Source organism: Terriglobia bacterium (genome assembly GCA_020073495.1).
Taxonomy (GTDB): domain Bacteria; phylum Acidobacteriota; class Terriglobia; order Terriglobales; family Acidobacteriaceae; genus JAIQFD01.
Genome location: JAIQFD010000002.1, coordinates 663,476 through 683,331, shown reverse-complemented (window position 1 = coordinate 683,331; position 19,856 = coordinate 663,476). Strand labels below are relative to the sequence as shown.

Annotated in this window: 11 protein-coding genes; 6 read left to right on the top strand and 5 right to left on the bottom strand. The window is 63.0% G+C overall.

Annotated elements, in window-relative coordinates:
• Nucleotides 1–34 precede the first annotated feature (34 nt).
• Together LAN37_06920 and LAN37_06915 are read right to left on the bottom strand one after the other, a co-directional pair.
• Nucleotides 35–8,464: an SDR family oxidoreductase gene (locus LAN37_06920; protein MBZ5646941.1), complete on the bottom strand. Its 8,430-nt coding sequence runs from the start codon at nt 8,462–8,464 to the stop codon at nt 35–37.
• Between the two features lie 49 nt (nt 8,465–8,513).
• Entirely contained in the window at nt 8,514–10,268 is a 1,755-nt protein-coding gene (locus tag LAN37_06915) for an acyl-CoA dehydrogenase family protein (GenBank protein MBZ5646940.1), read from the bottom strand.
• A 322-nt stretch (nt 10,269–10,590) separates the two neighbouring features.
• Here LAN37_06915 and LAN37_06910 point away from each other — a divergent pair, with 322 nt between their 5' ends.
• Nucleotides 10,591–10,965 carry a hypothetical protein gene (locus LAN37_06910; GenBank protein ID MBZ5646939.1) on the top strand — a complete coding sequence of 125 codons (375 nt, stop codon included), beginning with the start codon at nt 10,591–10,593 and terminating at the stop codon, nt 10,963–10,965.
• Nucleotides 10,966–11,000: 35 nt separating this feature from the next.
• On the top strand, nt 11,001–11,231 hold the full coding sequence (locus tag LAN37_06905) for a hypothetical protein (GenBank protein MBZ5646938.1): 231 nt from the start codon (nt 11,001–11,003) through the stop codon (nt 11,229–11,231).
• Nucleotides 11,232–11,236: 5 nt separating this feature from the next.
• Here LAN37_06905 and LAN37_06900 read toward each other — a convergent pair whose 3' ends face one another.
• Nucleotides 11,237–11,689, bottom strand: coding sequence for a hypothetical protein (locus LAN37_06900; protein MBZ5646937.1), 453 nt, complete (start codon nt 11,687–11,689; stop codon nt 11,237–11,239).
• Nucleotides 11,690–11,787: 98 nt separating this feature from the next.
• On the opposite strand from LAN37_06900, the gene LAN37_06895 reads away from it, so the two are divergent.
• Nucleotides 11,788–13,668: a GMC family oxidoreductase gene (locus LAN37_06895; protein MBZ5646936.1), complete on the top strand. Its 1,881-nt coding sequence runs from the start codon at nt 11,788–11,790 to the stop codon at nt 13,666–13,668.
• Nucleotides 13,665–15,317, top strand: coding sequence for a wax ester/triacylglycerol synthase family O-acyltransferase (locus LAN37_06890; GenBank protein MBZ5646935.1), 1,653 nt, complete (start codon nt 13,665–13,667; stop codon nt 15,315–15,317). Before LAN37_06895 ends, LAN37_06890 begins: the two co-directional genes overlap by 4 nt.
• Nucleotides 15,318–15,336: 19 nt before the next feature.
• On the opposite strand, the gene LAN37_06885 is transcribed toward LAN37_06890, so the two are convergent.
• Entirely contained in the window at nt 15,337–15,813 is a 477-nt protein-coding gene (locus tag LAN37_06885; protein MBZ5646934.1) for a pesticin, read from the bottom strand.
• Nucleotides 15,814–15,939: 126 nt separating this feature from the next.
• Between LAN37_06885 and LAN37_06880 the strand changes: the two genes are divergently transcribed.
• Complete coding sequence (locus LAN37_06880; GenBank protein ID MBZ5646933.1) at nt 15,940–16,851, top strand: hypothetical protein; 912 nt, start codon at nt 15,940–15,942, stop codon at nt 16,849–16,851.
• A gap of 305 nt (nt 16,852–17,156) precedes the next feature.
• Nucleotides 17,157–17,945 (top strand): alpha/beta fold hydrolase, encoded by a 789-nt coding sequence (locus tag LAN37_06875; GenBank protein MBZ5646932.1) that lies wholly within the window; start codon nt 17,157–17,159, stop codon nt 17,943–17,945.
• Here LAN37_06875 and LAN37_06870 read toward each other — a convergent pair.
• Complete coding sequence (locus tag LAN37_06870; GenBank protein ID MBZ5646931.1) at nt 17,942–19,636, bottom strand: hypothetical protein; 1,695 nt, start codon at nt 19,634–19,636, stop codon at nt 17,942–17,944. The two genes, LAN37_06875 and LAN37_06870, sit on opposite strands and share 4 nt — an antisense overlap.
• Nucleotides 19,637–19,856 lie beyond the last annotated feature (220 nt).

The following is a 19,856-nucleotide window of genomic DNA, read 5'->3' as shown; positions in this document are numbered from 1 at the left end:
CAACTGCTCGATGCGAGCGAGCGATCTGCGGCCGTCACACGGGTTCGACCTCGCACTCCTCGCGCACGACGTACTGCAGCGCCTTCAACGCGTCGGCATCAACGCCACCCGGCAGGGCGACTGTGCGATAGCCGGTCAACTGGAGATAGCGCGTTCCCGCCGTATCCAGGACCTCCGCATCGAATGTGCCTTGCTCCGGGTTCGGAGTGACGACGGCATGCAGACGGCCTTCGGCGAGATCCGGTGTGCGCAAGATGCAGACCCGATCGACATGGAGCGGCAGGCCAAAGCGTCCTTGCATCCCGAGCTCCCAGAGACCAGCAGTCTGGAAGCAGAGCTCGATTAGCCGCGGCGCCATGACCGTCGGCTGCTCGGGTGGTTGGTGATTGCTGGGCAAGTCCTTGGTCATGCGCCCGACGATCCGGTTCTCGTCCCACCACGCCTCCTCGATGACGCGGTAGGCCGGTCCATGGAAATAGACGCGATAGATGTCGGCGGCTTCGATGATCGATCCAGCCAGACGTGCCGGGGGTGTACCGGGCATACCTTTGGGCGGATGTTTCGCCAGCCGCAGGCGGGCGGTGAAGTGGGTGGTGATCTGGGGATCGGGTTGCCCCGGAAGCACCCGACGACCGGTCAGCCGGCAGTCCGCCTCCAAGCTGTCGCCGAGCGGATGGAGCGCCACCTGGATCGTCAACGCGCGCTTCTCGCTGCGGTAGAACTTGAAGGGCGCGAGGAAGTTCACGTCTTCGACGCTCTCGACGTGCCAATCCGGCAGCATGCAAAGCGTGGCCTCCGCAAACGCCTCGATGCCCATGACGCCGGGCAGCACCGGCGTGCCGTCGATTTGATGATCGTGCAAGAAGGGTTGGACGGCCGGGTCCAGCGTCGTCTCGATGGTGAGGCCTTCTCCCACGGTCATGGCTGTGATGTTGCCCACCATTGGTCCGGTCGCCGCGCCGGGAATCTCAACTGCCTTTGGATCGAGCCCACCGGTCGCGTCCCATTCACTCAACAGAATGCCGAGGCGCTCGCCGATAATGATCTCACCGCTCGTCCCCCCTTCGGTGAGCTCGCGGCGGATCAAGGGGATGCCCGCTTCCGGCGGCAGCATGTCGATCCCTGCAACTTCCATCATCTTGGGAATGGAACCGCGCGTCGCCATACCGATGCCGCCCCAGGCGGTCCAGTCGATGACGATGCCGCGGGTCGCGGGACGAGTGGTGCGGAAGCTCGACGTGATCTTGCACAACAGATCGTTGGCGGAGCTGTAATCCGTCTGTCCTGCGTTGCCGAAACGGCCGGCGATCGAGCTGAACGCCACCGTCGCCCCCAAAGGCATGTCGCCGATGGCGTGCAGAAGGTTGAACCACCCGTCGCTCTTGACGTCGAAGATGAGATCGAATTCCCGCGGCTCCTTATCGGGCAGGAGATGGCTGCGCTCCATGCCGGCGGCGTGCAGCAATACGTCGATGCGGCCGCTGCGCTCGCGCACTTCGCGCATGACCATGGCGACCTCGTCGCCATGGGTGAGATTCACGCTGAAATAGAGCGCGGTGCCGCCAGCCGCTCGTACTGCCTCGATGGCGCTACACGCGGCGTGTGCCCGCTCCAGCGCCGCCAGTTCCTTCTCCACCAGCGTCGGCGTGGCCCTCTCGCCACGAGCCTGAATGCGCGCGAACAGGTCGCGCTTAAGTCCGTCCTTGTCGCTCACGAAGCGCTTGAGATCCGGATCGTTCGGATCAGGCTCGGGAACAAGATCGAGCAGGTAGAAGGTACCGCCGGAAGCCGCCGCCAGGTCGGCTGTGATAGCCGAGACGATGCTTCCCGCTGCGCCGGTGATCACGAAAACAGTATCCTTACCGAGCTTCAGCCCGGGCTGACCGTCGGCCGCAGGTCGTTCCTGCAATCCGATGGACCAGCGCTGACCTTTGCTGTAACCGATCTCGACCGCGCCGGGATCGCGCAGCGTCTCCTCGATCAGGATGCCGGCGAGCTCCGACGGCTTGGCCTCGATCTCGAAATCGACCGCCTTGACGAGCACGTCGAGACGCTCGCGCTTGTACGTCTTGGTGAACCCGACGACCGCGCCACCCAAAGGCGCGACTGCTCCGGCTTCGTCGTAACCATGCTGGCCGCCCAGCCGCGTCGCCGATACCAGGAACGTGCCGGGCGCCGCCACTTGCTCGTACAGAGCACGCATGGTCGTGTACAGCGATTTCAGCCGGACCCGCACAGCTTCGTGCCAGGTTGCGGGCTCCATTGCGCTGAGCGAGCCTTCGTGATCGAGGGCGGGCAGCCAGAAGACCCCTTGTACGGGACCGTCCGAGATCCAGTCCTTCAGACGGCTGGTCAGCGCACCCGCATCGGCTACGGCTTCGAGGCGAAGGACTTCAACGCCTTTGCTCCGCAGCTGTTGCGCGAGAGCGTCGGCGACACCGCCTTGATCCGGCATGAGGACCACGCGGCTGCCGCGGCCCAGACTCACTCCCGTATCCTTGCAGATGTTGAGCGGAGGTCGGAGGATCGGCGCGGGCACGCGGCGCGGAATACGGTTTGCGGCGTCGAACGATGCGGGCGCTGGCCGCGCGACCGAAGTCGGCATAGGCGCTGCGACCGGCGCAGCTACCGGACTTTCCGCAGCCGGTTCAAGGATCCCCCGCAACTCGGAAGCGGGGGGCGGGGGCGCTGGTTTCTGCCCCGACCGTCTCTGTTGCGCGAATTGGATCACGTGAGCCAGGGTTGGGAAGTCGCGCAGCTTGAGATGTTCATCGCGTGGGATGTCGTATGCCGCGCGCACGGCCGCGAACATCTCCGCCTGTTTCACGGTATCAATGCCGAGGTCTGCTTCCAGATCGAGGTCCAGGTCCAGCATGTCCTTGGGGTAACCGGTCTTCTCGGCAACGATCTCAAGGACCTTTTCCTTGATGGCGTCATCGCTGGCAGGTTCGCCTGCGATCGGAACCGGAGCAGGCACGGGAATCGCGCGAGAATCGATCGGCTCGATTCTCGCCGGAGCCGCAGCGGCGAGGTCCGGCCGCTTCTCGTGAACGAACCGGATCACGTGCGCCAACGTCGGATAATCGCGCAGCTTGCGGCTCTCATCGCGAGGGATGTTGTAGATCTCGCGGATCGCCGCGAACAACTCCGCCTGCTTGACGGTGTCGATGCCGAGGTCTGCTTCCAGGTCCAGGTCCAGGTCCAGCATGTCCTGCGGATATCCGGTCTTCTCGACGACCAGGGCCAGCACGCGCTCCTTCACGGCATCCTCGGCGCCGTCTTCTGCCGGTGGAATCGGGGGCGCCGGAGCGACGACCTTGATCTCCTGCTTGGGTGTTTCTGGTGCGATTGATCCCGTCGCGGGAGACGACGCTTCGCTGCGCAGCTCCGGGCGGCGCTCGTGCACGAACCCGATCACGTGCGCGAGGGTAGGGAAGTCGCGCAACTTCAGTTTGTCGTCGCGCGCGATGCCGTAAGCTTCGCGGACGCTGGCGAACACTTCCGCCTGCTTGACGGTATCGACACCCAGATCCGCCTCGAGGTCCAGATCAAGGTCGAGCATGTCGACCGGGTAGCCGGTTTTTTCGGCCACGATCGCCAGGATCCGCTGTTTCACTGAATCTCCGGTCGGAGCGGGTTTTGATGGGGCAGGTGCAACCGGTGCGGCGACTTGAGGTGGCGCCTTTGGTTCGGCGACCGCGACGGTTGGCGGCGGTGCGGCGGGTTTGGACTGCGGGGCTGGCGGGGGCGGCGGTACCTGCACCGTAGGTGCGGGCGATGGAATCTTTCGGACCGCCGGAACAACTTCTTCGACCCGGGCTGCCTGCCGCTGATCGCGCACGCGCAGGGTGCGGTGGACCACTTCGAGCTCTACGTTCGGGAAGCCGGCGATCTTGCTGAGCCAGGTTTCCCATGCATGTTTATCGTCAACACGAGATGAATATCCCAGAGCGTTCGGGCTGGGGCGGAGGCCGTCTTTGCTGGTCACCCAACGCAACAGCGCCATGCAGACCTGCGAGCCGAACCCGGCGGCCAGACGCAAAGCGTATTCGACCGGATAAATGCCGCCCTTTGACAGGTTCAGGGCGCCCAACTCGGGGTCGACTTCCTTGAAGTTGGCCACTGGCGGCACCACGCCGGTCTCCAGCGCTTTCACCGCGACAACGTCTTCGATACCCGTTCCCATCGGGTGGCCGGTGAAGCCCTTGGTGTTGGCGATCACGATGCGATCCGCGTTCTCGCCGAAGACGCGGCGCAGGGCGTGGATCTCCGCCGCGGCGCTGCCGCCGCGTGCCGGTGTGTAGGTCTCGTGAGAGACGAACACCATCTGTGACGCGATCTCTCCGCGTTTTATGCCGCGGCGCGACTCCGCCTGGGAGACGAGGCCCTCCATCACGTCGCCGATGTGCTGTACATCGAGGCGCGTGCCGTGGAAGGCGCTGTTGGCGATCACCGCGCTCAGCACCTCGCAGATGGGACGGATGCCGCGTTCGTGCACGGCCTCTGCGCTCTCGACCACCAGGGCCGCGGCGCCCATGCCGATGATCATGCCGTGCCGGCGGCGATCGAAGGGAATGGCAGCCTGTTCCACGACCTCATCGGTCGCTGCCGCTCCGCTGGCCAGAAAACCGGCGCCGATCCACTCTATGAGATTGTCGGAAGTGACGTCGTCGGCCGAGACCACGATGACCCGGCGGCACCGCCCGGTGCGGATCCAGTCCTCCGCCACGGCGAGCGCTTGCGTGGTGCTCGCGCAGGCGGCATTGACGTTGGTGTTGGGACCGCGCGCACCGATGAACTCGGCAAATTGTGAATGTCCCATGGAGAGGATCCGGAACAGGAACCGCCGATCGAAGACGTACGGGTCCTTCTCGATGGCCGCGCGTAGTTCGTTGATGCGGCGCTCGATCTCCTGACCCAGGGTCGAATGACCATTGATCTCCGCCGCTCGTGAGCGGAGGCTCTCCAGCGTTGCGATCTGCTGGTGGCGCGCGAGGTCGGCGTAGTACCGCGAAAAGTCCTGGGCGAAAGCGTCGTAGCCAGGGAAGGCGGAGGCGAAGATCACGCCCGTGTCGTCGCGCAAGGACTCCGGCAGCATCCACCGATCCGGCAGCAGCGTGCCTTTGCTGGTCGTCTTGTACCGCATGACCAGAGGGATGCCGGCGTCGCGCAACGCGTCGATGCCGGCCGCGATCGCTAATTGGGTGGCCCGGTCGAGGGCAGCCACGCGATCGGCGGGGACACCGAATTCTTCTTCCACGTCGAATGCGCCGCCACGGCCGGCCAGCTTGATCACGTCCGCCAGGTCGCCGATGGACTCGAACGTCGGTCCACCGTTGTCGCTCTTGACCAGCCGCGTGATGTGTTTGTCGAGCATGGCCCGGCGAAAGCGGGTCGGGATCACATCGATGAATTGATCACCGCGCAGGATGCGGCTGACATTCGAGTCGTCGAAGATGCGCTCGGTGCCAGGCAGTCCCAACGACGCGCCCGTGATCACCACCGGCGAACCGGTCGGGATATCGTCCTGAGAACGTGGGATGGAAGCGGCTTTTGGGACATACGTCGGCGATCCGACAGCGAACACTGACTTCACGGGCTTAGTGGAGAGTTCGTGCGCGGTTGTCGCTTGTCCGTGGCCCAGCCCGGCCGCATACAAGCCGCACAGCGCCTGATTGAAGGATTCGAGGTCGCGTTTTGGATGATTGGTGAAGAGCGACATCACGTCGTCGCGCTCGCCGAGCACATCATCCACGAATCCCTGCAATGCTCTTTTCGGCCCGGTTTCGACGAAGATGCGCGCACCGGCTTCGTACAGCGTGCGCAGGCCCTTGACGAATTGCACGGGAGAGGCCACCTGCCGCGCCAAGATGTCGAGCATCTGCGGTACGACGTCAGCGCCCATCGGATAAAACTCGCCGGTCACGTTCGCGATGACCGGGACGCGTGCCGATTGCATCCGCAGCCGCGTCAGCACCTCGCGCAGCGGCTCGCTGGCCGGCGCGACGATCGAGGTGTGGAAGGCATGGCTGACCGGCAACGCGATCACGTGGCATCCCGCTTTCTGGAAAACGTCGATTGCCTGCTCGACCGCTTTGCTCGCGCCCCCGATGACTGCCTGGTTCTCACTGTTGATGTTCGCGATCACCACATAGCCTTCGACGGACTTCAAGATCCGCTCGATCTGTTCGAGCGGAGCAAAGACGGCGGCCATGCGGCCGTTGTCCGCTACCGATACCCGTGTCATTTCGCGGCCCCGCGCGCTGACCGCTTCCAGCGCGTCGGAGAACGGGAGGGCGCCGGCAGCGACCAGGGCTCCGTACTCTCCGAGGCTGTGGCCCATGGTTAAGTCTGGGGTGATGCCGTAAGCCGCCAGGAGCCGAGTCAACGCAATGTCGGTGGCTAACACGGCGGGCTGGGTGATGGCGGTTTGGCGCAGATCCTGTTCAGCCCGGGCGACCGCGCCGTCGGTTTCGTCGACAAAGATGTACTCACTGAGCGGCTTGCCGAGCAAAGAAGCCAACGCGCGATCCGCTTCGGCAAAGGTCTGAGCGACGATCGGTTCGGTGTCGCGGAGCGGCCGAAGCATGTTCACGTACTGCGACCCTTGACCCGTGTACAGGAACGCGACTTTGGGCGCAGCACCACGACCGCGGAAGATGCCTTTGGCGCGCAGAGCCTTCCAGGTTCCTCCGTGATTGGCCTGGAGCGCCTTGAGCGCCCGGGCAGACTTGTCCGCCAATTCAGGCGCGTCGGCATAGTCAATGGCCACGCGTTCGGGCGCACGCAGATCCGATTCCGCGGGAATCGTCGGTGCAGGGGCCCGGCCGGCCTCAGCGTTCTTTTGCACGGCGCGCAGACGCTCGGCCAATGCGGCCTCGGTGGCGGCGCCGATCACCAGCGCACCGCGCAACGGCGCTTTGAACGAGGATCCAACCTGAGAACTGCAGGAAAGCTCTTTGACATTCATAGTTGCGTCCTTCGCCAGAGTGGGCGGGATCGCACTGACCGTCACCGAGCGCTTGTGGTTGCCGGTCAGCTTCTGAGGAATGTGTTCTTCCAGGACGAGATGGAAGTTCGTCCCGCCGAAACCAAAGGCGCTCACTCCGGCGCGCCTCGGACTGTCGGCTGGAGCGGTCCACGGTTTCAGCTCGGAGTTGACGAACAACGGAGTGTGGGCGAAGTCGATGTCGGGATTGGGGTGCTCGCAGTGCAGGCTCGGCGGAAGCACTTTGTCGCGCAGTGCCAGCGCGGTCTTCAGAAGTCCAGCCGCCCCGGCGGCGCCTTTGAGATGGCCGATATTCGATTTCACCGAGCCCAGGGCCACCGATCTCGCCGGCAGATGAAAGCTGCTGAGCACCTCCGCCAGGCATTCGACTTCGACCACGTCGCCGACCTTGGTGGAAGTGCCGTGGCCTTCGAACAACGTGGCGGTGGCGGGCGACAGCCCGGCATTTTGCCAGGCTCGCTGGATCGCCAACCTCTGGCCGATGGGATTGGGAGCGGTGATCCCCTTGCCCTTGCCGTCGCTCGAGCCGCCGATGCCGCGCAGCACCGCATAGATCTTGTCGCCGTCCCGTTCGGCGTCAGCCAGACGCTTCAGCAAGAGGATGACACCGCCTTCTCCCATGACGAAGCCATCGGCTCCGTCCGCGTAGGGCCGAGTGCCGGTCGCCGAAAGCGCGCCGATCTTGCTGAACTTGATGAATGTCGATGCGCCCATGTTGTGGTCAATGCCGCCGGTGACCACCAGGTCGAAATCGTTCTCCGCCAGCCCGTCGACCGCCGCGCTGATCGCCGCCATCGCCGACGCGCACGCGGCATCCACAACGTAGTTCGGGCCATGAAAGTTGTAGAGGTTGGCGATGCGGCCGGCGATGCAGTTGGCCAGTTCGCCCGGCATCGTATCTTCCGTGATCTCGGGAAAATGCTTGCCGATCCGCTGCTGCAATTCGCGCGTGATCTCGCGGCGAAGCGCCTCGGGCAAAGCGGCAAATCCAGCCGTCTCCGCCAGTTCGCGCGCGTACTCGGGAAAATACGCGCGCAAGACGGTGAGGAACTGCTGTTCTCCGGCCATCGCGTTGCCCAGGATCACCGCGGTGCGATCGGGGTCCAGCGTCCGCTTGGGATACCCGTAGTCTTCCAGGGCTTCGCGGGTGGCAGCGATTGCCCATTTCTGCGTCTGGTCCATCGCAATCGCGACGCGCGGCGGGATGGGCAGGTGCCACTTCACGGGATCCCATGCGCTCTCGCGCACCCAGCCACCGATCTTCGAGTAAGTCATGTCGGGAGCGGTGCGGTCGGGATCGTAGAAAAGCGCCGGGTCCCAGCGGTCGGGCGTGACTTCGCTGATGCTGTCGCGTCCCTTTTTCACGTTCTCCCAGAATGCCGCTGCGTTGGGGGCATCGGGTAGGACGGCTCCCACGCCGACGATCGCCGTCGCTCGTCCAGCGGTCTTTTCCATGACGCTCCTTATCTCTATCTATAGTTCGCGACGCTCATGCGGCCTTCGGCTATCCGGACTGTCCTGCGCGCGTGGTGTTGCGATCGAACAAGACGTCGGCGATCAGATCCATGTCCGCGATCAGCCCTGCCTGCGCACGATGGATCTTGGCCAGTCCCAAGGCCGCTTCGAATGCTGCCATCTCGGGATCGCTGATCGCGGCGGCCCCAGTGATCCAGCGCAAGCCGTCTTCCGCTACTTTCAGCGCCGCCTCGCGGGCGAAGGTGCGGCTCAGGGCGGCTAGCGCCGTGACGTCGAAGCGCCGGTTGGCTTTTTCGTTCAGCCGGTTCTCCGAGGCAAGACCGACGCGGCGAACGAGACTGCCGGCGCACTCCGCGAAAGCAATCAGCTCGCCCAGGCGCAAAAGGATGTGTTGATACCGTGTCAGGCGAGCCAGGCGGGCCTTTTCCATCACTTCGGCCAGGGCATGGAAAGCCAGCCCCGCGACATCAGCACCAGCAGCCGGATAGCGGGCGTGCAGAGCTTCCAGCCGGCGCGCCTCGTCGTGATAATGCTGCCCGCGCGTCTTCAGGTGGAGCTGCCAGCGGTCGCGGCTGATGGTCATCTCCATGATCTCCGAAGTGCCTTCGTAGATCGTGGTGATGCGGACGTCGCGCTTGATCTTCTCCACCTTGTATTCGTGCGTGTAGCCGTAGCCGCCGAGCGCCTGGATGGCCGCGTCGGCAGCCAGATTCCCGGCTTCGGACGCCATGTACTTGGCGATCGACCCTTCGGTGTTCAAGCTTCCTTCGCCGGAGTCGATGCGCTCCGCCGATTCTTCGATGTAGGCACGACTGGCCTCCAGGCGGGCCACATGCGGCACGATCAGCTTGTGGGTGTATCCCTGCTTTTCCGAGAGCGGCGACCCCGCCTGGATACGTTCCGCCGCGTAAGGGATTGCTCGATCGAGCGCGGCCCAGCCGGCGCCGAGCCCAAACGCCGCCACCATCAAGCGCGTGTATCCGAACACCGCCTGTGCCTGGATCAGCCCCAGGCCTTCCACACCGCCGACGAGGCGGTCGACATCCACATCGACGTCGTCAAAGGACAGGGCGGCGGTGTTGCTGGTGCGGATCCCATGCTTATTCTCGGGCTTGTCGTGGCTCAGCCCTGGCGCGCCCTTTTCAACGATGAACCAGCTGGGCCCCCCGGGCGCCGTCGCCAGTACGCTGTACGCATCCGCGATGCCACCGTTGCTGATCCATTGTTTGCTGCCGTTGATCTTGTAGCCGATGACCCGACCGTCCTTCGTGACTGGCTCCGCGGTGGTGCGGAGCGCCGCCAGATCGCTTCCGGCTTCCGGTTCGGTCGCGGCATAGGCGAAGAGCAACCCCTCGTCGGCGATGCGAGTCATCCAGTATTTCTTTTGCTCGGCGGTGCCGCCGACGCTGATCGGCTCGCTGCCCAGGAATGTCGCCAACACGGCCGTCGCGATGCCCAGGTCGATCCGGGCCATCTCTTCGCACACGCGATACACATCGAACGCGCCCCCACCCATGCCGCCGAACTCTTCACGAATAAAGAGGAGCTGAATGCCCAGTTCCGCGCCGCACATGCTGCGGACAATGTCGAGCGGACACTCGTCCCGCGCGTCAAGTTCCAGTAGCTTTTCGTCCGGCAGACGGTCCTTGGCGAAGTCCCGTAGCGATTTCAAGCTGAGTTCAAGACTTTTGTCGTCGAGACCGGCGCTCGGCTTAGCTGCCGACTCCGCGATGGGATCACTGGAGACGGGGAGAGCGCTGACGGCTGCTGCGCTGTCGTCCATATGGGGCTGCCTCCGCACCCAAGTCTGGGACTCCTCAGGTACTCGGGCGATTGCGGTCGGGAGTGGCGACTCGGCAGCCGAGTCGGATCATGCCCGGCTGGCGGATAACGATTATGTTTCCGCCTGACGCACTGGTCTGTGAGGCGCGTCACAGGCGCATGGCAATGTGGCCGGAGCGGAATACAGCGTCACCGCCGCATCACCGGACTTCGTGCCCCACATCACAGACGCACATCGCACTACATGAGAATCTCTAGCGCGAGGTAGCCCGCCGCCGTCTATCGATGCGTCAACCATTCGAACCTTGAAGTGGAGAATCCGCATGGACCAGCATTCCGGAACCCCCTTCGACGGCATCGAGAGCGCCCACGAATTCTTACGAGTCTTGTCCGAGTGTGTCGCGGAAGCGAAGCACGAAATCGAGCTAGATGTAGAACGAGAGAGTGCCAAGGGTTCGCGCCGTCTCGATGCCTTGCGCGTAGCGTCGTACAACCTGGAAAAGCTTGAGGGCCACGTGAACAAAGGCGTTCGGATCCTCAATGATCTTCGTTCTTTGCGCCGACTCCTGTTTGAGGAACGAACCGCCGGCGCATACAAACTGAAGCCGCCCCAGGCCGCGAGTGCAGAAATACCACCCTCGACCACTTCACGGCGTGGCCGTGCGGCTGCGAAAAGCGGAGACCTAGTCGCGGCATGACAATGAGTTACTTTCAAGATTGATGAGAGGCCAGAATGGCGGCTGTAAGACAGATTCCGGTCCTAGAGTTCAGACCCGACTACACCACCTGGCTCAACGAGGTGCGGGCGACCCTTGCGTCCATGCACATGGAGATGGACGCCTGGCGGAAGAATTGGGCATACGACTTTCGCAGAGATTACGATGCGGGTGTCAGCGCGTACGATGCCGCCATGCATGCCCACACGTTCTGGTGGCAAGAGTTGATGGCTGAATCCTGGACGTGACCGGATTAGCTGGCGAATTGACGTGAGCCGATCGCGGTTTCGGCTTTTCGGATGGCCTTCTCGTGCAGATCCCAGGAGTGAATGGCTTTTCGACATCCCTCTCGGGCCAAACGGGTGCTTAATTGGCTCTCGGCTTCGTCAAACGTGTCCTCGGCGTCCATCCTGGCGCGATAGGCGTCTTCGGCGGCGCGTTTCATCTCCTTGGCAAAGGCCCGCAATCCGCCATCGGCGGTCCGTGCGTCCTTCGCAATTTCCGGTCCGGCCAATTCAGCGTAGGCAGCCAGCAGATCCTGACTCCAGCGGGCTTTCGTCTGCTCCATCGATTGGTCGAGAGCATCGTTGGCGCGGTCCGCTATCTTGCGCACCCGTTTCTTTTCCTTCAGCCATCTCATCACAGACCACTCCACGGCCTCGTTCATCAACGCCGTTGCCTCTTCGACTTCGGTGAGCTTTCGCATTGGCAGGAGATCCTCGTCCCAGCGACGGACGATACCGCGCCTTCGCCAGGATGTCTAGGACGCCGCCAAGCGGAACGGGCACGACCCGGAGCCGGGTCATGACGGCTCCTCATCGTGACGAATTCGATTTCGACTTCATCGTCATTGGGTCCGGCTTCGGCGGCAGCGTGGCTGCGCACCGTCTCACGGAAAAGGGATATCGAGTCGCGGTCATGGAAATGGGGCGGCGCTGGGAGGCGGACGATTTTCCCCGCACCAGCTGGGCCATCCATCGTTGGTTCTGGCGCCCGAAACTGGGGCTGCGCGGCTTCTTCAACATGCGTTTCTTCAAGCACGTAACGATCCTGCACGGTTGCGCGGTCGGCGGCGGCTCCATCACCTTTGCCTGCACTCTGCTGCGGCCGCCGGACACGATCTGGGACATGGGCTCGTGGGCGGGGCTTTCGGATTGGAAGGCGGAGATGCCGCGGCATTACGACTCGGCTTCCCGGATGCTCGGCGTCGTGCCCAATTCGATCCTCGGCCCCGCCGACGATCTGCTGAAACAAGCCGCAGGATCGCTCAACCTCGGCCACACCTTCTATCGCACGAGCGTGTCCATCTTCCAGCCGGCCGAGGGAGACTCCGGCGGCAAGACCGTGCCGGACCCGTTCTTCGGAGGAGAAGGGAGGGAGCGAACGACGTGCATCGCCTGCGGCGGCTGCATGATGGGCTGTCGCCACGGCGCCAAGAACAGCCTGGACCTCAATTATCTGTACCTCGCCGAAAAGCATGGCGCGCGGGTGTACCCGGAGACCCGGGTGGTCGACGTGTGCGCGCGGAACGGTGTCGCGGACGGTCGCGATGGGTACGAGGTGCATACCGTCTGCTCGACGGCTTGGATACGCCGAAACCGGAGACGCTTCAACTGCCGCGGCGTCGTGTTTTCCGCATCGTCGCTCGGCACCATGGAACTGTTGTTCCATCTGAAGGAAACGGGCTCCTTGCCGGCGATCAGCGATCAGTTGGGCCGGCGCGTGCGGACGAATTCCGAATCGCTGATCGGCGTGCGGATCCCGCGGTCTCGCCAGGACCTCTCGCAAGGGGTCGCGATCGGGTCCGGCCTCTACATCGACCAGCACACGCACATCGAAGCCGTGCGATATCCCAGCGGCTCGGATGCGATGAGCCTGCTGGCCACCATCCTCACCGACGGCCGTCCCGGCCCCGTCCGGATCGCGCTCTGGATCCAGAATGTCGCCGCGGCGTTGCTGCGGCATCCGTTCAAAACGCTGCGGTTGTTTCAACCCTGGGGCTGGGCGCGCGAGAGCATCATCCTGCTCTGCATGCAGGCGCTGGAGGGCCACATCGATATGCGCTGGGGACGCCCGTGGTTCTGGCCCTTCACGAAGTCTCTCGTCAGCCGTGGCGACAAGGTGCCCACGTTTATCCCGCAGGCAAACCAGTTCGCCGGACATTTTGCACGTCTCACGGGCGGGACCGCGATGAGCATGTTGCCGGAGATCCTGTTCAATGTACCCGGCACCGCGCACTGTATTGGAGGGTGCGTGATCGGCGATTCGCGCCACACCGGAGTGGTCGATCATCGTCACCGGGTCTACGGCTACACGAATATGTACCTGTGCGATGGATCGGTGGTGGCCGCGAATCTTGGAGTCAATCCGAGCTTGACGATCACCGCCCTGGCCGAACGAGCGATGAGTTTCATTCCAGCAGCTACAGAGACAGCTTGGCAAGACACCGCCGAGGATTCCCGGGAACGAGCTGGCAATCCGGGCAAAACGTCATCACGCGACCTGTTGAAGAACTCAACAGTACCGAATTGGAACCGTCGAAAATTATCCTCGATGATGTCCGTGCGGCCCGTCCCAAAGCGGAACTACGATAATGGGGTCTTAGATGTCTTCATTGACGGATTCATAAGACCTTTCATAAGGCGCTCGACCAGCGGTACGGCTGAGCGTGGAGGCAGCGCATGAGCACCACTGCAGCTTCCGAACAGAATGATTGCCTCTCCTTCGGAGACTCTCTTTTTCTGAATCTGGAACGCGAGGGCATGCCACTTCACGTCGCCTCGCTCTCCATCTTCGAGGGCCGGATCTCGCTGCAGGACTGCATCCGCTACGTTGAATCGAAACTGCCGCTCATCCCGCGCTATCGCCAGCACGTCGTAGCCCCGCCCATGAACGTCGGACTGCCATCGTGGCAGTACGATCGCGGCTTCGACATACGCAATCACGTCCGTGAGGTGACGCTCAGGCGCGGCACCGAAGCTGAGCTGAGGACCGTTGCCTCCCGCATCCTGAGCTCCACCATGGATCGCGCGCGGCCGCTTTGGGATTTGACCTTGCTCCGAGGGCTGAAAGGGAATCGCACCGGCATTCTGACCCGGGTGCATCACTCGATGGCCGATGGTCTCTCGGGGGTTGGACTGATGACCGTTTTGATGGACTCGAGCCCGGTTCGACCGGTCCTGCCGGCCGGAAAGCGGACGCCTGCGCCGACCAACGGCCAGCACCCGCAATCGGTTCTGCAATGCCTCGTCGACTCCTGTTTCAACGCTGTGCAACGGGTGCTGACCGCGGAATCGCAGTTGCTGAATATCGCCCAGCATCTGGTCGCCGCTGCGGAAAAAGAGGAAGAGACGGCGGTACCGGTACCCGCATTAAACGTTCCTTTCAACTCCGATACGCCGATCCCGTCCCTTCAGGATCTGAACCGGCTGCTTCCGGAATTGCTTGGACCGACCGAGCGGTTGCCATTCAACATCGTCTGTCGCGGTCCGCAGAAGTTTGCTTGCGCGGAGATCCCGCTTGCCCAACTGAAAGCCGTCAAGCACGCCTGCGGCGCCACTCTCAACGATGTCGTGCTGGCCTTGATGACCTCCGCGGTGCGCCGCTATGTCCAACTGCATGGCCTCAAGATACGTGGCCGTCGCCTGCGGATCGTTGTTCCCGTGAGTATGCGCGCCAAGTCCGAGATGGGGGAACTGGGAAACCACATCACTTTCATTCCTGTCACGATACCGCTGGATATCCGTCGGCTTCGGAGTGTCGTCGCCGCCGTACACGAGAACGTGGCCTTGCTAAAGAGCACGCATGTCGCGGAACTGGTCGGACTCGCAGGCACATTATTGGGGGCCATCCCAGCGCCGTTCCAGGCGGCGATCGGGCCCGTCGCCAGCCAATTGCCGCTGAGCGTATGCAATCTGATCTGCACCAATGTGCCCGGCCCGAAGACCCCTCTGTACCTGCTCGGCCACAAGATGCTCTCCTGTTATCCCTACGTGCCGATCGGCGGCGAGATGGGCATGAACTGTGCGATCCTGACGTACAACGGCACCGCCTATTTCGGATTTACCGCCGACGTGCACGCGGTCTCCGATGTTGAACTGTTTCCCAAGTTCCTCCGGGCAAGTTTTGCCGAATTGCAAAGGGAGACCGGTGTCGACCATCCAGCGCGGCGAAGTCACGTGCTGCCGACACAACATGGCAGCGCACCCGAAATGTCACCGCCTGCGCCGGCCGCCAAGCCGACAACGCCAGTGATCCGTTTTCCGGAAAAAGTTGCGACTTCGCCTGAGGGCGATCAGAAGCACAGGGCAATCCATGCGGCCATCGGCGCGTAGCAATCTCGCGGCACCCAGGTCAGCGCGTCGTCCGTCCGCGCTTCCCGCGTCGTGTGGGTTTCTTGCGGCGCGATCTCCGCAACTCGCCGCTGTCCGTCTGCTCCGCCGTTTTGCCCTGGATAAGGTCCTTCATCACATCGAGCGGAGACAGCGCCGCGGAGCGCACCTCCGTCAGCCCGCCTTGCAGCGCGTTCTGCATTTTCTGGTAGGTGCTGAATGCGGATTTCAGGTACCACATGACGAACTCTCGCCCGACGTGGTCGGTGGCGACGATGAGTTGGCGAAGCAGTTCCAGCGGCAGGCCGGCAGGCTGTTCTTTCGCATCTTCCACGATGATCTGCGTCAGGGTCACCCGTGTAAGGTCGTCTCCGGTTTTTGCATCGATCACACGGACGTCTTTCCCATTTCGGACCAAGCGGGCGATGTCGTCCAGGTTGATGTACCGGCTCGCGGAAGTGTCGTAGAGTCTGCGGTTTCCGTACTTCTTGATAACGATCGTCCTTGTCTTCACGCAATCCCCTTCATGATGCAGTGCAATAAAAAGCTGCCCCTATATTGACATAAACTGGCGGAAACACTATATTTTTCCTGATGCTGCAATGCAGCAAGAACGGAGGCCATCATGCCAAAAAAGACCAAGCCCGCCCCCACCAATCATCCATCTTCCTTCCTCACACTGTTGTCGGGCTGGGTGCAGCAAGGAGTTGAAAGCTTCTTTGCCACCCAGCGGATCCTGGTCGACATTGCCATGCGCCAGAATGCAGTCGCGATGAAGAGCCTGCGGGACGGATTGTCAGACCCGGAGCATTCTCCCGTCGCGGTCCTGACCGAACTGGCGGTCGAGGGGACCTCGAGTTTCATCGAAGCGCAGAGGATCTTGCTCAACCTGGCGCAGCAGGAGAATGAGATCCTGATGAACGGCGTAAAGGAACGGGTCGCGAGCTCCGTCCCGGCGACCGCCGTGACTGAACTTATGCGCCGCACCATCGATACGTTCCTGGGGGTGCAGCACGAATTCCTCAAAATCTCCAGCAAGCAGACGCTTGACTGGCTGGAGGCAACGAAGAAAGGCAAATACATGGGCACTCATGTCGTCGACCTCGCCCGCGAAGCGATTGAGGCCTTCGTCCACGCCCAAAAGAAATTCCTCGACGTGGTCGCACAGGAGACGAACCGGCTGGCCGCCGGCAAGGCGGAGAAGGCCAAGATGGTCAAGAAGACCGAACTGGCGAAGCTTGCGCGCGACGCCAGCAACGCCTTCATCGAGGCCCAAAAGAAGCTGCTGGACGTCGCTGGCCAGCAGATGAACGTCAACCTCAAGGCGGCGACGAAGACGATGGCGTTGATCACACCGTCCCGGCTGTTGCCCATGGCGAACATCACCGGAGAAGGCATCAAGAGCTTCGTGACCGCGGAGAAGGCGCTGATCGACTCCATGGTCAGGACTCGCGGCGGCCCGAAACACGTGGCGGAGCGTCACACCAAGCGTCCACCGCGGCGCAAGACCGCAGTGGCCCGCGCAGCCGCGGCTTGATGCAGAGAGCAGAAGGGCGGACGGCTGGTATCGGGCTGAACGCAGCATGATCGAAGGGCGTGCCGTTGCTTCCGCAACGGCACGCATCTCCTTCGTAGCCTCTGCCGGTCGGCCTGCTTGATTGCGGCTCAACGCGGAGATCGACGTGCTTTGATTGAGTCCCAACTGCGGAATTCGTGTTTCCCGAGCGACAAGAAAATCGTAGACATCGATCCACAGGACAAGAGATACTGACCCACCTTTTCATGTGGGTCGCCCACGGTCCCGGTCGAGTGAGAAAAAAAACAACAGTGGCATCGCACTGTATGGCCCCGCACCGCTACAGCGTCCGCAACGATGACGCGGAGGCTGACATCCCAATTTGGAAAGAAGTGCTGTTCGGCGCCGAACTTCTTCTCCTGCACGCCTCGCCTGTTTTTTACGGCCTTGGCATACCCCGCGGAGACGGCTCGGCAGTCGTCGTCATCCCCGGCTTCCTCGGCAACGACGTCTATCTCACGCACCTGAGTTCCTGGCTGGGACGCATCGGCTACCGCGCGTATCTCTCCGGCATCGGTTTGAACGCCGAATGCCCTAACCTGCTCATCAAGTACCGCCTTCATGAGGCCATCGAAAAAGCGCTCAAGCAGACCCGGAGAAAGATCCACTTGATCGGCCACAGCCTGGGCGGCATGATGGCGCGCTCGATCGCCACCCAGAGGCCGAAGGACGTCGCCTCGGTCATCACGCTGGCCGCTCCCTTCCGCGGGAAGGTCCTCCATCACAAGGTGATGCAGGTGGCATCCGCGGTGCGGCGGCAGATCCTCGACCACCACGGTTCCGACGTCCTGCCCGAGTGTTACACGTCTCACTGCACCTGCGACTTCGTCAATTCCTTGCGCTGCGAGATGGCCGGCCACGTGAAGGAGACTGCGATCTACACCCGCGATGATGGCATCGCGGATTGGCGATATTGCCGGACCGGCAACAGCGACGTCGACTTCGAGGTCTCGGGCACCCACATCGGGCTGGTTTTCAACCCTTCCGTGTACACCATCGTCGCCGACCGCCTGGCGGAAGCTTCGGACAAGCGGCGTGGTCGCGCCCCCAGCTAGCCACGCGCCTGCGAGGCCGCTTTCGCTCGCGGCGGCGAAGTCGTCGACTCAAGCGGGAGGAATCGGTTCAGGATCGTCTGTTCGCTCTTTACCCATAACCGGCTGCCGTACAGCAGCGCGCTGCATTGCACCGTGATCCAGTCGGTGGCAGTGAGCGGCGAGGCGAATGCCTTGCGATCGGCAAGCCAATGGCGCGCGATGTGGCGTGCCAGCACCAGGCCCATCGAGGTGCTGCTCCCGCCGATATCCACCAGGATGCCATCCAGCGTGAACACCACCTTCGACAGCATGACCAGGGGGCCCGGGAACCGGATGCCTTGAAAGGCGACCTGCTCCATCAGCCGCATGGCATCCACCGCGCTCGGAATATGCTTCAGCGGCAGGACGTCGAGAAAGTGGCGCACACAATCGCGAATGGTCTGCGCCTGTCGTGCACCGCGCCGCCCCCGCTGCTCTCCCAGCGCGGTGATGGCGTTCGATGCTCCGACCGGATCGCGCAATGCGACCATCAGGAACAGCAGCGCCAGGTGGCGCCGTTGATCGCGGCTCAACCGTTCCCGCAACGCCCAATCGATGAGGATCAATTGCCCGGTGGCGCCGTTGTACAGCAGGTTGCCGGCGTGAGGGTCGGCATGAAACAGCGAAAGCTCTCCCGATGCGAACAGGGGGACGGCGACCAGCGCTTCCACCAGCTGGTCGGCCACGCGGCTGCGTCGCCATGCCGGCATGCGGGCGGCTGCGTCTGTCACCTTGGACCCGGCCTCCTCGGACATCGCCGTGATCGTGGCCGTGCATAATGGCTGCATCACGCGCGGGACCCGGACCCCTGAAATTCCCCGGTAGAGCGCCCCAGCTTCGACCAATGTCTTCTGCTCGCGGACAAAATCCACCTCGTGCTGCAACAACCTGCGGACTTTCTTGAATGTATCCGGGATCAGGCGAGCTCCCGGACCGTACTCGCGATGCCTTCGTCCGAAGTATTGAGCGAGTTCCTGCAGCATTGCCATGTCTTCAGCGAAGCATGCAGGGATGTGCGGCTTCAGGACCTTGAAGACTCCCCGCTCCCGTTCGCCGGTCTCGGGATTGCGCCAGGTGAAACGGATGATGGCGCTGACGCTGGCTTCCGACAGCACGGCCGGCCTGATCTCCACCGCGAATTTCCCGATCCGCGCACCCAGTTGCCGGCGGATGATCTCGCAGATCCCTGCCGCGTCCACGTCGCGGATGCCGTTTTCCAATCTCGAGAGCGCCTTGCGCAGGGCCGGAAGGAGATGCCGGTTTCGCGCCAGCACCTGGCCGAGTTTTTGCAGGCCGGGGACCTTGGCGATGAGCCGCAGCAAACGCGTCTCCGGATGTGTCCTGGGAGGCAGCTCGATCTGTTCCAGGAGCTTGGGCGCGAGGCGCGCGTCCGATAGGTGGGCGACCACGAACAGCATGGCATCTCGTACCGGGGCTCGCCATGCCGCGTAGGCCTCCGGGACCAGGTGTTCGGCAGGAACGAGGTTGTCCACGATCCACGTTCCCATGTCGGCCCGCAGCGCCCGCCCCATGGGGCTTCCCAGGGCAGCCTCGATGGCGGAGATCCGCTCCTCGCGAGTGGCTTGGCCGGGCAGCAGACCAGCGAAGGCATGGCGTAACTGCTCTGGAGACATCCTGCCAGGGTCGAACTGGATAAATGGTTGGTCCGGCATAGAGGATTCGGGATGAGAGCTGCCGCGCGGGCGGCGCTCAAGTCGCCATAGATACCATTTGTTCTTCCTGTTCGGCTATGACCGTCGTCACCTGCGACAGTTCATTCGCGGCGGGCTCCCACGCCCCTTCGGATGCGCCTTCGGACCGCTCACGCCCGCTCAGCGGCTCAAGTTCGATTCCGTCCCTGGCCACCATTCTTTCCAAGATTCGTGGGAAGCC

Excerpts from the sequence above, each read along its gene's own strand:
- LAN37_06915 (MBZ5646940.1), bottom strand. The coding sequence starts at position 10,268 with ATGGACGACAGCGCAGCAGCCGTCAGCGCTCTCCCCGTCTCCAGTGAT.
- LAN37_06895 (MBZ5646936.1), top strand. The coding sequence starts at position 11,788 with ATGACGGCTCCTCATCGTGACGAATTCGATTTCGACTTCATCGTCATT.
- LAN37_06890 (MBZ5646935.1), top strand. The coding sequence starts at position 13,665 with ATGAGCACCACTGCAGCTTCCGAACAGAATGATTGCCTCTCCTTCGGA.
- LAN37_06900 (MBZ5646937.1), bottom strand. The coding sequence starts at position 11,689 with ATGCGAAAGCTCACCGAAGTCGAAGAGGCAACGGCGTTGATGAACGAG.
- LAN37_06920 (MBZ5646941.1), bottom strand. The coding sequence starts at position 8,464 with ATGGAAAAGACCGCTGGACGAGCGACGGCGATCGTCGGCGTGGGAGCC.
- LAN37_06910 (MBZ5646939.1), top strand. The coding sequence starts at position 10,591 with ATGGACCAGCATTCCGGAACCCCCTTCGACGGCATCGAGAGCGCCCAC.
- LAN37_06905 (MBZ5646938.1), top strand. The coding sequence starts at position 11,001 with ATGGCGGCTGTAAGACAGATTCCGGTCCTAGAGTTCAGACCCGACTAC.
- LAN37_06875 (MBZ5646932.1), top strand. The coding sequence starts at position 17,157 with ATGGCCCCGCACCGCTACAGCGTCCGCAACGATGACGCGGAGGCTGAC.
- LAN37_06880 (MBZ5646933.1), top strand. The coding sequence starts at position 15,940 with ATGCCAAAAAAGACCAAGCCCGCCCCCACCAATCATCCATCTTCCTTC.
- LAN37_06870 (MBZ5646931.1), bottom strand. The coding sequence starts at position 19,636 with ATGCCGGACCAACCATTTATCCAGTTCGACCCTGGCAGGATGTCTCCA.